General features: G+C 55.9%; 13 protein-coding genes. 1 reads left to right on the top strand and 12 read right to left on the bottom strand.

The genetic code is table 11. From position 1 onward, the window contains the following. Positions 1 to 74 precede the first annotated feature (74 nt). From E6C55_RS00530 to E6C55_RS00485, 10 genes are read right to left on the bottom strand one after another with little or no spacing between them, the layout of a single operon-like run. Entirely contained in the window at positions 75 to 1865 is a 1791-nt protein-coding gene (locus tag E6C55_RS00530) for a glycoside hydrolase family 35 protein (protein ID WP_136367819.1), read from the bottom strand. 55 nt (positions 1866 to 1920) lie between these two features. Further along, complete coding sequence (locus E6C55_RS00525) at positions 1921 to 3054, bottom strand: mandelate racemase/muconate lactonizing enzyme family protein (RefSeq protein WP_230986448.1); 1134 nt, start codon at positions 3052 to 3054, stop codon at positions 1921 to 1923. Between the two features lie 28 nt (positions 3055 to 3082). Beyond that, a complete protein-coding gene (locus E6C55_RS00520) occupies positions 3083 to 4114 on the bottom strand; it encodes a zinc-dependent alcohol dehydrogenase (RefSeq protein WP_136367818.1) in 1032 nt (343 codons plus the stop codon). Between the two features lie 12 nt (positions 4115 to 4126). Further along, a complete protein-coding gene (locus E6C55_RS00515) occupies positions 4127 to 5020 on the bottom strand; it encodes a fumarylacetoacetate hydrolase family protein (protein WP_136367817.1) in 894 nt (297 codons plus the stop codon). A 20-nt stretch (positions 5021 to 5040) separates the two neighbouring features. Beyond that, the gene (locus tag E6C55_RS00510; RefSeq protein WP_136367816.1) at positions 5041 to 5943 is read right to left on the bottom strand and encodes an SMP-30/gluconolactonase/LRE family protein; all 903 of its coding nucleotides are present in this window, start codon (positions 5941 to 5943) and stop codon (positions 5041 to 5043) included. A gap of 3 nt (positions 5944 to 5946) precedes the next feature. Continuing rightward, on the bottom strand, positions 5947 to 7047 hold the full coding sequence (locus E6C55_RS00505; protein ID WP_168735376.1) for an alanine racemase: 1101 nt from the start codon (positions 7045 to 7047) through the stop codon (positions 5947 to 5949). A gap of 14 nt (positions 7048 to 7061) precedes the next feature. Then, a complete protein-coding gene (locus E6C55_RS00500) occupies positions 7062 to 7814 on the bottom strand; it encodes an SDR family NAD(P)-dependent oxidoreductase (RefSeq protein ID WP_168735375.1) in 753 nt (250 codons plus the stop codon). A gap of 19 nt (positions 7815 to 7833) precedes the next feature. Beyond that, positions 7834 to 8208, bottom strand: coding sequence for a Rid family detoxifying hydrolase (locus E6C55_RS00495; RefSeq protein ID WP_136367813.1), 375 nt, complete (start codon positions 8206 to 8208; stop codon positions 7834 to 7836). A gap of 19 nt (positions 8209 to 8227) precedes the next feature. Next, the gene (locus E6C55_RS00490; protein WP_136367812.1) at positions 8228 to 9541 is read right to left on the bottom strand and encodes a M20 family metallopeptidase; all 1314 of its coding nucleotides are present in this window, start codon (positions 9539 to 9541) and stop codon (positions 8228 to 8230) included. A gap of 29 nt (positions 9542 to 9570) precedes the next feature. After that, positions 9571 to 11451 carry a beta-N-acetylhexosaminidase gene (locus E6C55_RS00485; RefSeq protein ID WP_136367811.1) on the bottom strand — a complete coding sequence of 627 codons (1881 nt, stop codon included), beginning with the start codon at positions 11449 to 11451 and terminating at the stop codon, positions 9571 to 9573. 89 nt (positions 11452 to 11540) lie between these two features. Between E6C55_RS00485 and E6C55_RS00480 the strand changes: the two genes are divergently transcribed. Further along, the gene (locus E6C55_RS00480) at positions 11541 to 12311 is read left to right on the top strand and encodes an IclR family transcriptional regulator (RefSeq protein WP_136367810.1); all 771 of its coding nucleotides are present in this window, start codon (positions 11541 to 11543) and stop codon (positions 12309 to 12311) included. 8 nt (positions 12312 to 12319) lie between these two features. Here E6C55_RS00480 and E6C55_RS00475 read toward each other — a convergent pair whose 3' ends face one another. Both E6C55_RS00475 and E6C55_RS00470 read right to left on the bottom strand, forming a co-directional pair. Then, positions 12320 to 12976 carry a cyclase family protein gene (locus tag E6C55_RS00475; protein WP_136367809.1) on the bottom strand — a complete coding sequence of 219 codons (657 nt, stop codon included), beginning with the start codon at positions 12974 to 12976 and terminating at the stop codon, positions 12320 to 12322. After that, positions 12973 to 13827 (bottom strand): dihydrodipicolinate synthase family protein, encoded by an 855-nt coding sequence (locus tag E6C55_RS00470; RefSeq protein ID WP_168735374.1) that lies wholly within the window; start codon positions 13825 to 13827, stop codon positions 12973 to 12975. Before E6C55_RS00470 ends, E6C55_RS00475 begins: the two co-directional genes overlap by 4 nt. Between the last annotated feature and the right edge of the window lie 136 nt (positions 13828 to 13963).

Below are 13963 nucleotides of genomic sequence, written 5' to 3'. Positions count from 1 at the left end.
ACAGAAGCTCCAGCCGAATCGGCTGGAGCCCCAGACACGCTGTATTCACACCTCGACTCCAACCGATGAATGAACTAGCCCAGTTCCATGAAGTCCTGGAATCGAACTGCAGGCTCAATCATGGCATGAAGCTCCAGCACAATGAGTTCGTTTGTTCCTTCTATAAGCAACGGCCCTGGAACATAAAGCGTCTTCTGCGGACCTATGTTCCAATAGCGCCCAATGTTGAATCCGTTGATAAAGACGCTTCCCTTGCTCCATCCCTCCAGCTTCAAGAAGGTATCGGCCGGCTCCGCCACTTCAAACGAACCTCTGAAGAAAGTTGGAGAAGCGAGGGGGCCCGAGCGTTCATCTTGTGCGGCCAAGGGCTCGAATTCAAGATTGGTCAAGTTGTCCATCGGAAGCGTAAAGATGTCCCATCCGAACAAAAACTGCCCTCCAAGCCTTACCCCTTCGGTAATCCCCTTGGGATCCTTGAGCATCCATCCATAATTGACTCGCCCCATGTTCTCAACCAGAATTCCTAACGTTGAGCCTTCGGGAGGAGTAGCCACGACAATGTCGTGTTCTCTGATATCCAAGCCAATGTCGTGATCGTTCCTGTCGATGACCCCTTGATATTCGCCGTCCAGGTACACCAATGCCCGGTCTCGCACTTCCTGGATGACAACCTTGCTCTCGGGTCTTGGGCCCGATACTATCGTCCGATAGTGGATGAATCCGTAACTCTGCCCGAGCCTCTCCATCGTCTCGGGGTAGACGCTGTACACCGGCTGGGACAATAGGTCTAATTGTGCGAACAAATTTGCTTGCTCGATTAACCGAACAACACCATAGTTTTTCTTCTTTATCGGCTCCGGCATCAGGGCTTCGGGCATTCCGACATGCTTGGCAATGACTTCACGGATCGCCAGATACTTCTCCGTTATGTCTCCTGCTTCATTAAGCAGAGCATTGTAATCGTAGCTCGTTACTGTCGGCTCGTAACGGTTGAAATAATTGGCGCCATTATAGAAACCGAAGTTTGTTCCTCCATGGAACATATAGAAGTTGACCGAGGCGCCCGAGCTCAGTATTCTGTCCAATTCGACCGCTACATCTTCATTTTCCCTGACGTGATGAATCTCTCCCCAATGATCGAACCATCCGTTCCAATATTCCATGCACATCTTCGGCTTATCAGGCTGATATTGTCCCAACTTCTCAAAAGATTGCTCCGGCTTGGAACCAAAATTCACCGTCGCAAGCACTTTGGGGAGCAACATGCCTCCTTGGAGCATATAATCTTCCGCACCATCGGATGTAAACAATAACACATCGACGCCACGTCGAACCAGGCCGTCCTTTATGTACGCCAAGTAAGCTTTATCGTTGCCGTAACTGCCGTACTCATTCTCGATCTGCATGGCAATGATGGGTCCGCCGTTCGTGCAGAGCAATGGCGTTAGCAAAGGGATCAATACGTCGTAATAGGCATCCAATTTGTCCAGATACGGTTTATGCATGCAACGAAGCTTCATATTGGCGTCTGCAAGCAGCCACGCGGGCAAGCCCCCGAATTCCCATTCCGCACATATATAAGGACTTGGTCTCACGATGACGAATAAATCCAACCTGTGTGCCAACTCAATAAAACGCTTAATATCTGCAATGCCCTCGAAGTTAAAGCTTCCTTCCTTCGGCTCGTGCAAATTCCAAGGGATATAGGTCTCGACGGCGTTAAATCCGCATGCCTTCAGCTTCAACAGCCTGTCTTCCCAGTACGCGGGAACGATTCGGAAATAATGCATCGCTCCGCTTATTAAGCGAACGGCTTGTCCATTGAAGACAAACTTCCCTGCGTTCACGCCGAATGTCGACTTCATATCGGTCCCCCCTAATTTATCGAGCCCTGTCAGCGCCGGATCTGCCGGTTACGAGCTATTCGCAACATACCGGCGAGCGATAACGATCCAGCAGCCGCTCGTCAGGAACGCATCCGATTCCGAGCCCTTGCGGAAGGAATGCGGTCCCCCGCGCCAGTACCGGCTTCTCCCGTATCGGATCGTCGGCCAGGAAGAACGGACCGTTCAAGTCAACCGGCGAGCGGATATCCAAAGCTAAGAACAACTGGGCGCTGGCCGCGAGTCCTAGGCCCGATTCGGTCAAGCCGCCTCCAAGCAGCCCCAGACAGGCATGATGCGCAATCTCCCCACAGAGTTTGGCCCCGCGGAAGCCTGCCATTTTGGTGAGCTTAACAACCGCGTAGTCGCATGCTTCCAAGCGGATCGCCTGCAACAAATCGGAGGGCGTCCAGATACTCTCGTCCAACGCGATCGGCAGATCTGTCTTGCGTCTGAGCAAGGCATGTTCCTGCAGCATGTTCGCCCGCATCGGCTGTTCGAACACATCGATCCCGATTGCCTCCAGTTCTTTGGCGATTCTGATGGCTTCCGGCAAGCTGTAGGCTTGGTTGGCGTCGACACGGAAGAACAAGTCCGGAGCCGCTTCCTTGACCGCGCGTACGATCTCCGCATCCCTCTTGGGATCAAGTCCGATCTTCACGTCCACTCCCTTGAAGCCCTGGGATTTGGCATATGCGGACTTGGCTCGCGCCTCCTCCGGATCGGAAGTGCTGATCAGATAAGACAGATCGATGCGATCGGCGGACGGAGCATGCCACAACTCGGTCAGCCGCTTGCCTTCGGCAACCGCAAGCAGATCGTGCAATGCCATATCCACAGCGGCCTTGGCGATCGGCTGCCCTGCATTATAGCCATGCGCGATCTGTTTGGCCAGTATCCGCTCGATCTGCCTCAAATCTCCGGCTGGCAGACCGATCAAAGTCGGCTTCAAATACTTCTCGATCGTGGATACAACCGATTCCAACGTCTCACTGCTCCAACGGTGACTCGGACGAGCCTCTCCCCAGCCCACCGCCCCCGTATCGGATTCAATACGTACGTATACATGAGGAGCTCCTTCGGCTTGATTGCCTACCGCCCCTCCCGAGATGGCGAAGTCGGACTTCATCGGAAGCCTTAGCGGATATACTTCTATAGAAGAAATAATCACTACGGGAATCTCCCTTCCTATCGGATGCCTACTGCTCCTCCGAGACTCTCAACAGCACTTTGATCTCTCGGCCCGGCGCCTTGATCAATCGCTCGAACCACTGGGCTCCATCCGACAGGGGGGCGATCTCGATTCGGTCCTCCAGCCCGATTCGCCCCTCGGAGATCCAACCGAGCGCTACCTTGAAGTTCGCCTTGGAATAGGCGAAGGATCCGAAGATCTTGAGCTCCCGACGCACAAGGTCGTTGAAGTCGAACGAAGTCTCCGTCTGATGCAGCCCTGTAAAGACAAGTCGCCCGCCTGCCATGACCGATTCGGCGCACTGGCGGCGAGTGATGGCCGCTCCGACGGCGTCGATGGCCGCACTGACACCTCGGCCGTCCGTCAGTTCCTTGATGCGCAATGCAAGATCCTCCGTTCGCGGATTTACGGTGATCGCCCCCAACGAAGCAGCGAACGACAGGCGATCATGGCTCAAATCCACAGCGATTACCCGCCCGGCCCCGCTTAGCAGCACGGCTTGAAGCGCGAACACGCCGATCGGCCCCATTCCGACAACAAGCACCGTGTCGTCGGGCCCTGCCGCCGTAAGCTCCGCTACGCGCGCTCCGCAAGCGACCGGCTCCGTCAATGCCCCTTGGATCAGCGATACGTGATCCGGCAGAGGGTGAACGAACGATGCCGGAAGCTTGACGAATTCGGCATTGCTGCCGGGAAGCGCGGCGCTGAGCAGCTTGCGTTCCGGACACAGCGGCTCTTGACCGGCAAGGCAGTAGCTGCAACGTCCGCAGGTCACGAGCGGGTTAGCCGTTACCCGCATTCCCTTGCGTAAGCCAAGAGCCTCGCCGGTGGCGTCAACCTTCTCGATAAATCCGGACAACTCGTGCCCGAAGATCATCGGCGGCTTCCTCAGAGAGTTATGCCCCAAGAAGCCGCTCAATTCCGATCCGCAAATGCCGGAATAAGCGACCCGAATCAGCACCTCGTTCTCCCCCGGCTCGGGCACCGGACATTCCATCAGCTCCATCACCTCGGGAGCGGTATAGACCAACGCCTTCATGTGTCCCCCTCCTTAGACGAAGCGGTTCGTAAGCGAACCGAGACCGTCGATGTCTACCGTAACGATATCCCCGTGCTTCAGGTATTTCTGTCTGTCCTCGGGATAGCCCATCATGACGCCTTCCGGAGTACCGGTCATAATGAGGTCGCCCGGCCGCAGTGTCATATGATGGGAAATGTAGCTGATGATCGTCCTGCAATCGAAGATCATATCGCCGGTATTGGAGTTCTGGCGAACCTCGCCGTTGACCGTGCATCGAATGCCCAACGCATTCGGATCGGGAACGGCATCCGCGGTTACGAGGTACGGGCCGATCGGACAGAACCCGTCGAGGCTCTTGCCCAGCAGCCACTGCGAGGTTCTCATCTGCAGATCGCGGGCAGACACATCGTTCACGTTGCAATAGCCGCCCACATAGTCCAGGGCTTCCTCGGGCGATACCTCGAAGGCCGTCCGCCCAATCACGATGCCGAGCTCCGCTTCATAGTCGGTTTTGATTGAAGTCTTCGGAATCGTAACCTCGCGGCCGTGAGCGGACAGGGCGTTCTCGAATTTATTGAACAGAATCGGGTACGTTGGGATGGGAGAATTCGTCTCCTCGGCATGCCTCCGATAATTCAGGCCGACACAAATCAATTTGCCCGGCTGCAGAACGCAAGGCTCGAGCGTAAGCTCCTCCTCGTTCCGCACGGCACCCGCGAACGCGGCCCCCCCCTCTTCTATGATTCGGCTATCCAGCGCTCTCAGAACGTCCAGCGCTTTATTGCCGGCCTTGAGCGCGGAATCGACGTCCTTCAGCTCCGGAGCCGCGTTGGCTCCCAAAGCGGCTCCAACGTCGATCACGCCATGAACGGTCGAGATTCCTAATTTGGTCCGACCTTCTTCTTGAAAGTGCAAAAGCTTCATTATATTTTACTCCTTCTAAATTAAGAAATATTGAATGGATACGGTTGTCGGCCGGACAACCCCGCAACGCCCATATCCATGGCAAACAGCGCACCGGATTGCGGATAGGCGGCCAACTCCGGCGTCTTCAAGCCGTCTGACGCGCTGGTTATATAAAGTGTCTGAAGCCGCTCTCCTCCAAACGAACAGCTTGTAGGCTGCAAAGCGGGAAGACGCCTCTCTTCCAGCAGCGATCCATTCGCCGGATTCCAACGGGCTATACGTGCGGCCCCCCACTGGGCGACCCACAACATCCCCTCGGAATCGATCGTCATGCCGTCCGGTACACCGTCCGTCTCTTCCTCCAGACGAACTGCAGTGCGACCTGCTCCCAATTCACCTCGACTAACGTTGAAGTCGAAGGCTCGAACCTCTCGCACGGCGGAATCGATATAATACATCTCGCGACCGTCCAGGCTCCAATCCAAGCCGTTGGAGCAAGTCACTCCCCGCAAGGCTGCCGAGACGCTTAAATCGCGATCGATCCGATACAGGTCCCCGAGAGGTTGTTCCCCCCGCATGTCCATTGTCCCGAGCCAGAGCCTTCCGTCCGGACCCGCTTTGCCGTCGTTAAAGCGGACGTGCGCGGGCAGATCGTCCAGACGCAGGATTTCCTCGAATTTCTCCGTCACAGACTCCCATCGATACAAGCTGTGGTAGGCGGCCGCGAACCATTCTCCGCCACCGCCCGGCACGATCGCGCTGATCCACTCCGGCGCCGAGTAAGCCTTATGCCGACCGCCTTCCGGTTCGAAACGGTGAATTAGCCCCCCGACGATATCGACCCAATGGAGGGCAGCGGAACGCGCATCCCAACATGGGCCCTCGCCCAGCAAGGAAGATGGCACGGCTAAAGGGATCGGCGTCCATTCTCTCAAGTCCATCGTTTACCTCACCTTCCCCCGCCCGGGAATCGGTACAGCTTCCTGTACGACATCTCCGGCGACTAGGTTGAATTCATCGAGCATATTGATCACCGCGCAGCAATGGACGGGAACAATCTCCAGCTTATCCCCGACCTTCAACCCCCGCTCCTCCGGAGGCAGGTGCAGAACACCGTGTTCCTCATTGAACCAAGAGACCTCAATATCCGGATGCCCGACGACGAACCCGCGACCGGTTCCGATCGGCGAATCCTCCCCGTCCGATGTGAACACCTTCGTGCCGGCGTCGATGACGGCGCGGTCCGGTGCCGGACGGCTAACGACGGTTGCCAGCACAGTCAACGCGCATTGCTCCAAGCCAATCGCCTTCGCCTTCACCTGAGTCAAATCGCCGAATACGTAAGTGCCGGGCCTCATCTCCGTGACTCCCTCCATGACGGATGCGAACCGACTGACCGGCGTCGAGCCCGCGCTCACCGATTCGATCGGGAAGCCCAGCCCGAGCAAGGAATCGGCCGCTTCCTTGGCAATCGCCGCCTCGCGCTTCGCTACCCGGATACGCCCTTCGTCGTTGTCCTCGTCATACGACTGACCCGCAAAGACAAGAACGCCGGTTACGCGAACGCCACACAGCTTGCCCAACTCGTTCCCGAGCCGGATAAGAGCCTCACCCGGTTGAACGCCCGCTCGTCCATATCCCGGATCGATCTCCACCCATATTGGCATCACGATTCCCGCATTCAAGGCAGCCTCGGAGATGCCGAATGCCGCCTCCAGACTGTCCACGGCAACCGTCACTGTGGCTCGGGCCGCAAGCCGCATCAAGCGCTCCAGCTTGAATCTCCCAATAATCGGGTATGCGATCAGAATCGGGCTTATTCCCGCATCCGCCATCGCTTCCGCTTCCCCGAGCTTGGCCACCGTGATGCCTGCCGCTCCGGCGTCCAACTGCATCCTGGCGATCTGAGGCGTCTTGTGCGTCTTGGCATGCGGTCGAAGCGCGATTCCCGCCTCGTCGGCAATCCGTTGGACTCTGACGATATTGTTCTTCAGCTTGTCCTCATCGACCAAGATGCATGGCGTATCCAATTCCTGCTTGAACATGCTGCAGCCCCTTTCTAGAATGCCAACTGCCCGCCGTCTACCACGATGCATTCGCCTGTAATGAAGGCTGCATCGTCCGAAGCGAGGAAGGCGAACACGCCCGCCACATCCTCGGGCTTGCCTGTTCTTCCGAGAGGAATAAAGCGTTCGACATATCGACCGACAATCTCATCGTTGTCGATCGAAGCGGACAGCGGAGTGACGATATAACCCGGACAAACCGCATTGACCCGGATGCCGGATCGGCCGAGCTCGATCGCCATCGTCTTCGTCAGCAGCACGACGCCGCCCTTCGATGCGTTGTAATGGGCATACCCGGCCTCGCCAACCAAACCATTGGTCGAAGCCATATTGACGATCGTTCCCTTGCCTTGCCGGACCATACACCGGCTGACTCGCTGCGCTACGTAGAACATTCCGTTCAAGTTGACGTCTATCATTCGGCGCCAACGATCGTCGGAGATTGCGACGAACGGCTCTTCCGAGGCAATGCCCGCATTGTTGACAAGAATGTGGATGGCTTCGCGCTCGCGAATAATCCTGTCGACAACCTCATCGACCTCGTCCGGATTCGATACATCGAGAAGATATCCTGATGCCGAATAGCCTGCATTCCGCAGCTTCTTCTCCGCTTCTCCGATCGCCGACTCGTTAATATCCGCAAGAAGGACGTGGGCCCCCTCTGCCGCAAACCTCTCGGCAATGGCCAGCCCGATGCCTTGCCCTGCTCCCGTGACCAATGCCGTAAGTCCAGCGAACCGCCGCATGTACATCGTCACCCTCCCATTAGTTGTCTCTGCACGCAATCGCGTCGATCTCGACCTTGATTCCGTCCAAGCCCGCTTCGACGCAAGTGCGTGCCGGATAAGGCCCTTTGAAGTATGTTGTATACACGGCATTGAAGCGATCGAAGTCCGCCAAGTCGGCTAGATAGACCCCTACCTTAACAACGTCATCCATCGCGAACCCGCCCGCTTCGACGATCGCCTTGATGTTGTCCATCGTCAGTCTTGCCTCCGCTTCGATATCCCCGGCAACGATCGCCCCTCTCTCGTCCAATGGACCTTGTCCGGAGACAAACAGCATGTTGGCCGCTTTAATCGCTTGGGAGTAAGGCCCGCTTCCAATTGACGCTTCCTTCGCGTTGACTTCCCGTCTCATTCCCTCTTCCCCCTGTTCGTTATCCATGTCGATCGGCCGAAGAGCATCCGCACCAATTGACCATGGTCATCGCATAGATCTCCACCAAAGTATCCAGACTGTCCAGATCGACGAACTCTCCCGGCGCGTGGGCATTGCCGCCCGATGGACCGAGAACAAGCGCTTTGGACGGACTGTACTCGTTAAAGACGAAGGCGTCGCATGCGAATGGAGAGCCTGCCACTGTCGCGGGCCTTCCCATGGCCTCTTCCATCTCATGCGCCAGAATCGGCAGAAGAGCGAATTCCGGCTCGACTGCGCTGCCCGGCAAGAAGCGAATCATCCTGGAGAACGACGGCAGAGCCAAGCCTTCCTCGTATCTGCGGCCACAGAAGCGTTCATAGCCGCTTAGCAATTCCTCGCGAAGCCCCTCTTCATCTACGCCGGGATAGCATTCGACCCAGATATCGACACGGCATTCGACCGGACCGACGTCGCACAGCGGCGAGCCGAGATCTCCCGCTTCCAGCCGGGTTACGATAATCGGAAGCGTGGTCTGCGAATCCGAATACCAAGGAGCCGGCCCGGACTTCAGAGATCGCTCCTGCTCCAATTGTTCCAAATAAACGATAAACCGAGCCGCATCGACAGCCGGGTTCCGGACGGTTTCTCCGTTGAACGACAGCCCGGTCGTCCCTTCGAAAACAACTCGCCACAGCGCCCCTCCCCGCGTAGCGGGATAAAGCGCCAGATTCGTCGGTTCGGGGATGATGACCGCGTCCGCGTGATCTCCCCGAGCCCGACCTGCGACGGTGCCGTTCGCTCCGCCGAATTCTTCGTCGACGACGGACTCGATCATTACTTCCCCGTGCAGCCTGACCCCCAGCTCCATCAAACAGCGGACCGCCATAATCGCAGCGACTAGCCCGCCCTTCATGTCATAAGAGCCCAGGCCATATAGTCTGGATCCCGTAACGAACGGCTCGATCGGATCGGTTGTCCAGCCCGGAGCAATGGCGGCCGTGTCGATATGTCCCGAGAACAGAAGCGATCGTCCGCCTCCCGTTCCCCTCCACGAAGCGATAACGTTCGGCCTGTCCCGGTAATCCTTGCCGGGGTAGTAGGCAGGATGCTCCCGGAATCCGGGAACATCCTCGAGATTGTACAACTTCGCTTCCATGCCAAGCTTAAGCAGCTTCGCACACAGCGCCTCTTGGCACTTCCGCTCGGTTCCGTCGACGATCCGATTGACCGTATCGAAGCGAATGAGATCGAATAGCAGTTCCGTCATTCGTTCCCGGTTGGATGCAACCCATTGCCGCACCGAACGCTGCAGCGATTGGATCTCGTTCATGGATGTCGCCTTCCTCTCTGATCCCTGAATTATTGCGAGATTCTGCTCGGCGTCGGCATATGCTTATACAGATAGCAATCGACAAGCCCTTCTTGGCCTTGGAACAGCAGCCGTTTCTCTTCCAGCTCCTCCAGTCTCTCGATACGCCCCTCAACGTAAGCCCCGATACGTTCAATCGCCGTGGACAAGCTGGCCAGCAGTCCGCCATAGCGCAAGTCGATAATGTCCCAGCCGAACGGCTTATTGACAACATACCACCGCTCGAGATGATAAGCCCGAAGCTTCTCGGCTCGTGATCGGACTTCCGGCAGCGTCTCGCGGACCATAACGGACAATGCTGTCTTATCCCCGGCGAGATAGGCGTTCGTCAACCGGATGCCGGCATCCGCCTTCAGTTCCAGCACCGCGCACAGCCGCTCAAGAATCTCGAACACGAAGCCGTACTCCCCGTTGCGCGTTTTGTACAAGGCCATCTCTTTCTTGAGGCCGGCATAATGACCAGCGACGTCCAGATCCGCGATGTTGGCATCGAACAGTCCTTGCATAACGTTCTGCCACAGCATGTAACGGGAAGGATTGTACGTCTCCAGATTGCCCGGCCGGATGCCCGGCGGCTCATCAATGTTCTTGATCGCCATGAAATCGTCCATTCGAGCTCCCGTACAAGAATGGAAGCGCCGGGCCAGCTTCTCCTCGTCAAGCTTCCCGGCGTAACCGTGCTCTGCGAACAACTGCAGCCCCAGCAGAGCCGCGAACCAGTCGCACTCGGTGCCGTCATCGCCCCATAGTGTAGCGATCACTTCTCTGACACCTTCCCGCTTGCAGACATTAAGCGCCACATTAGTTGATTCGAAGGTGGCGCCGTAATTCAGAACGAACCCCTTCCAATTCCAGATGCCCCCCGCGAAGATAGGGGTGGAGCCGAACCGTTTGTGCTGTCGAATCCATTCGCTGTAGAAATTCTCATCGTAGTGATAATAATCCCAGTAGACATATTGAATGTTCTTCGGCATGTCTGCGATGACTTCATCGGAGATGGAGCAATCGGGATCGTAGTAATCGCCCTTAGGCGAGCCCGCGCGGAAGTACATGTCGCTCCACATCATCGGCCTAAGACCATGTCGTTCCACGATCTCCATGACTCTCTGAAGGTGGTCGTTCATAATATCGAATTTGGAACGCAAGCCGTTGCGAACCAAATATTCGCCAAGCCCCAGCTTCCAGGCTTCGTCCATTCCGATATGGATACGCTTCGAACGGACAGGCTCGGAGGCCGCCACGATCATCTGCTCCACAAATTCGTAGGTCCGATCGTAGCCGACCAACAACGTCTCATGATCGTCGCGCAGATCATAGAAGTCGCTCCACTTGAGCACGTCGGCCAGATGACTCAGCGTCTGGATGCAAGGAATCATCTCAATGCCCAGCATATGCGCGTAGTCGTCCATCTCCTTGATCTCTGCCTGGGAATATCGGCCTCTCATATAGCCGAAGTACGGCTGCTGCTTGAGCTCAAAGCTGTCTTCGGCATACAGCATGATCATATCGAGTCCCATCAATGCCATCTTGCGCAGAATCGCCTTGACGGCTTCAACCCGGATGACGGCGCCGCCTTGGGAGACGTCAAACATCGGACCGTTCATGTCGAACTGCGGTTCTTCCTCCAGCCGGAATCGACCTCCTTCGCGGAGAGACTCTGACAGCAGGCTTACAGCTCGGAAAAAGTGAATATTGTGGTGATAGGAGAGGAACAAGCCGTCAGTCGACGCCTCCACGATGATTCGGTTCTCGTCATGTCGTACGACTCTGACTTCGCGTCCATCGGCAGAAAGCTCGATCCCGGCTTCCAACGCTATCTCAGCCAGCCCCGCTTCAACTTCTTTTACGTCTCCAACAAAACGCAGCTTCAAGCCTATCGCTCCTTTACGATTGCGAGATTCATGAGAATGTGCTTTAATGACTTCAGAAATATTTTCAGCATATTGAAAAAGAGGTTAAGATGAAGAGACAATACAGCGTTCCCGCTCTGGTTAAAGGAATGTTGATCATGGAGATGCTTGCCGCTTCAAAGGATGCGCTCGGCATTACGGAAATGTACGATCGGACCGGCTTGCCCAAGTCGACTATCTTTACGATCCTGAGCGAATTGGAGCATCTTGGCTATGTCGCCAGAACGGAGGAAGGTAAATACGAACTGACTCTGAGACTCTACAGTATCGGATTAGAACGGCTGATCAGGCTGGATATCCGCAAGGCTGCCAGACCCGAGTTGGAGTGGTTGGCGGAGAACCTGAGATTTACTGTCCATCTGGCCAAGCTGGAGAATGACAAAGCGCTGTACATCGATAAAGTGAACGGACCTGGCTTCGTGCAATTCTCCACTCAAATCGGTCAGACGCAGTTGCTGCACAATTCTGGCGTCGGCAAAGCTCTGGCGGCTTACATGACAGACAATCAACTGGAACAGGCGATCGCCAAACACGGCATGCCCAAGTCGACAAAGCAGACGATGACGACGATCGAGGAATTCAAGTCCTTCCTGACCAGCGTGAGGGAGAGAGGCTTCGCCGTTGAAGATGAAGAAGGTGAGGCCGGAATTCGATGCTTGGCCGCTCCAATCTTCGACCATTCCGGGAAGGTGGCGGGAGCGCTCGGAATTACCGCCCTCCGCAGCGAGCTTCCTGTCCATGATATTGACGACTGCGGCAATCAGGTTCGCGCCAAGGCTCTGACCGTGTCCGCCAAGTTGGGGTACGGCCACGAGCCTTGAGAGGCGGGTCATGATTCTAGCAAGATGGCTCGACAAGGCGCGGCGCATGTATCGGATATGTTAAGGGGGAGCGTCAGAAGCGTCCACGGACCCTTCCCCGCCTTCCGCAAATTGACCAGAGGCGCGACCATTAACCGATCTTTGGCATAATATTGCGCAAGCAGCGTCATCTCGTCGCCGGGCTTGCGAGGATCCTCGATGGAGGTAATGTCCATCCCAAGCAAGCTGACATCACGGGCAATAATCCACTCCATAGCCTTCGGCGAGAGATAAGGACTGCTGTCCGTAAAGCCCGGCTTCCCCCAATAAGCGTCCCAGCCGGTCGCGATCAACAGGGCATCGCCGGGCTCGATCACGGAACCTATTGCCTGTTCCAGTTCGACGGCTTCGATGATCTCCAGCGGCTTCTTGTCCGGCAATTGAGCTACCCAAGCCCTCGTCTTCAGACGCTCAAGAGCGACGTTGCCGAGGGTCTCTCGGTCAGGAAACAGATGGTTGGCCGTTTCCAGATACGTGCCTGCCAAGGAGTGCAGTCGAAAGGCATGTCCTTCATAGCCGAATTTCTCGGCAGTAGCGACTTTCTCGATGACGATATCCGGGAACGGATCTCCATAATTCCAACTGCCGTTCTCCAGCTTCCCGGTTAAATCGATCAAAGCGCTCATAGCGGATAGCCTAGCAGCGTTTCACGAGTCCGATCTTCGTCGGATGGCAGCAACGGCAGTCTCGTCTCCGCGCTCTTGAACAGACCGATCTTGTGGTAGAGCATCTTGGTCGTCGGGATCTCGTCGCCCGGACCGAACATGTGGATAAAAGGAAGAATGTGGCGGCTGAAGACGGAGAAACTTTCTTGACGCTTACCCGACTGATACAGTTCCCAACACTCTTTGAACTCCTTCGGGAAGATAATCGGCGCAATGATCATGTTCCCGTCAACTCCCGCTTCGAACGCCCGGAAGCAGATAATGTCATCCCCTCCGAATACAGCCAGAGAAGTGAGTCTCTTCAGCGTCCGAATTTTATCCATGTTATGATCCGTCATCTTGATCGCCTTGATCGCCGGTACGGCTTCCGCCAATTCGATCAGTTGCTGGGCCGTGTACTTCGTATTTGTCGTGACCGGGTTGTCGTAGAAGACGATCTCCAGTCCCGTCTGTTCGGCCAGACTTGCCATATAAGCTTTAACCGATTGCAGAGAATTCGGGAAATAATAAGGACTTGGAACGAGGGCGGTGCGCACGCCGGCTTCCGCCGCAGCCTTGCCGATGCGAACCGCTTCCGCCAGATTTGTGTGGCCAAGACCGATCACGATGTGCAAATTCGGTACGCTCTTCGAGAAGAACTGGGCGATTTCAATGCGTTCCTCCGCGGACAACGCTGGCGATTCTCCCGTGCTTCCGCCGATGACATAACCTTCTACATAATCGGAAGTATGGCGGATTAAGCTCTCAAAGCTCTCATAATCAATCTTGCCATCAACGAACGGCGTCGGAATTACAGGTATGTTTCCCTTCAAGATCGGTACCTCCCGGAATCATTTTCTGCATACAAAAAGATCATTTAGGTGATTGAACGAGTTAAATATAGCACCCGATTCAAAACGGTGTCAACGACATTTGTACCAAACCTATACCAAACAACTTAGAAATATT

The organism is Cohnella fermenti, from assembly GCF_004801405.1.
GTDB lineage: Bacteria > Bacillota > Bacilli > Paenibacillales > Paenibacillaceae > Cohnella > Cohnella fermenti.
Note: the sequence above shows the minus strand (reverse complement) of the source record. Positions and strands in the feature narration are given on the sequence as shown.

Bases quoted from the DNA above. Each gene is read 5' to 3' on its own strand.
- E6C55_RS00530 (WP_136367819.1), bottom strand. From the start codon at position 1,865: ATGAAGTCGACATTCGGCGTGAACGCAGGGAAGTTTGTCTTCAATGGA.
- E6C55_RS00520 (WP_136367818.1), bottom strand. From the start codon at position 4,114: ATGAAGGCGTTGGTCTATACCGCTCCCGAGGTGATGGAGCTGATGGAA.
- E6C55_RS00515 (WP_136367817.1), bottom strand. From the start codon at position 5,020: ATGAAGCTTTTGCACTTTCAAGAAGAAGGTCGGACCAAATTAGGAATC.
- E6C55_RS00510 (WP_136367816.1), bottom strand. From the start codon at position 5,943: ATGGACTTGAGAGAATGGACGCCGATCCCTTTAGCCGTGCCATCTTCC.
- E6C55_RS00505 (WP_168735376.1), bottom strand. From the start codon at position 7,047: ATGTTCAAGCAGGAATTGGATACGCCATGCATCTTGGTCGATGAGGAC.
- E6C55_RS00500 (WP_168735375.1), bottom strand. From the start codon at position 7,814: ATGCGGCGGTTCGCTGGACTTACGGCATTGGTCACGGGAGCAGGGCAA.
- E6C55_RS00495 (WP_136367813.1), bottom strand. From the start codon at position 8,208: ATGAGACGGGAAGTCAACGCGAAGGAAGCGTCAATTGGAAGCGGGCCT.
- E6C55_RS00490 (WP_136367812.1), bottom strand. From the start codon at position 9,541: ATGAACGAGATCCAATCGCTGCAGCGTTCGGTGCGGCAATGGGTTGCA.
- E6C55_RS00480 (WP_136367810.1), top strand. From the start codon at position 11,541: ATGAAGAGACAATACAGCGTTCCCGCTCTGGTTAAAGGAATGTTGATC.
- E6C55_RS00475 (WP_136367809.1), bottom strand. From the start codon at position 12,976: ATGAGCGCTTTGATCGATTTAACCGGGAAGCTGGAGAACGGCAGTTGG.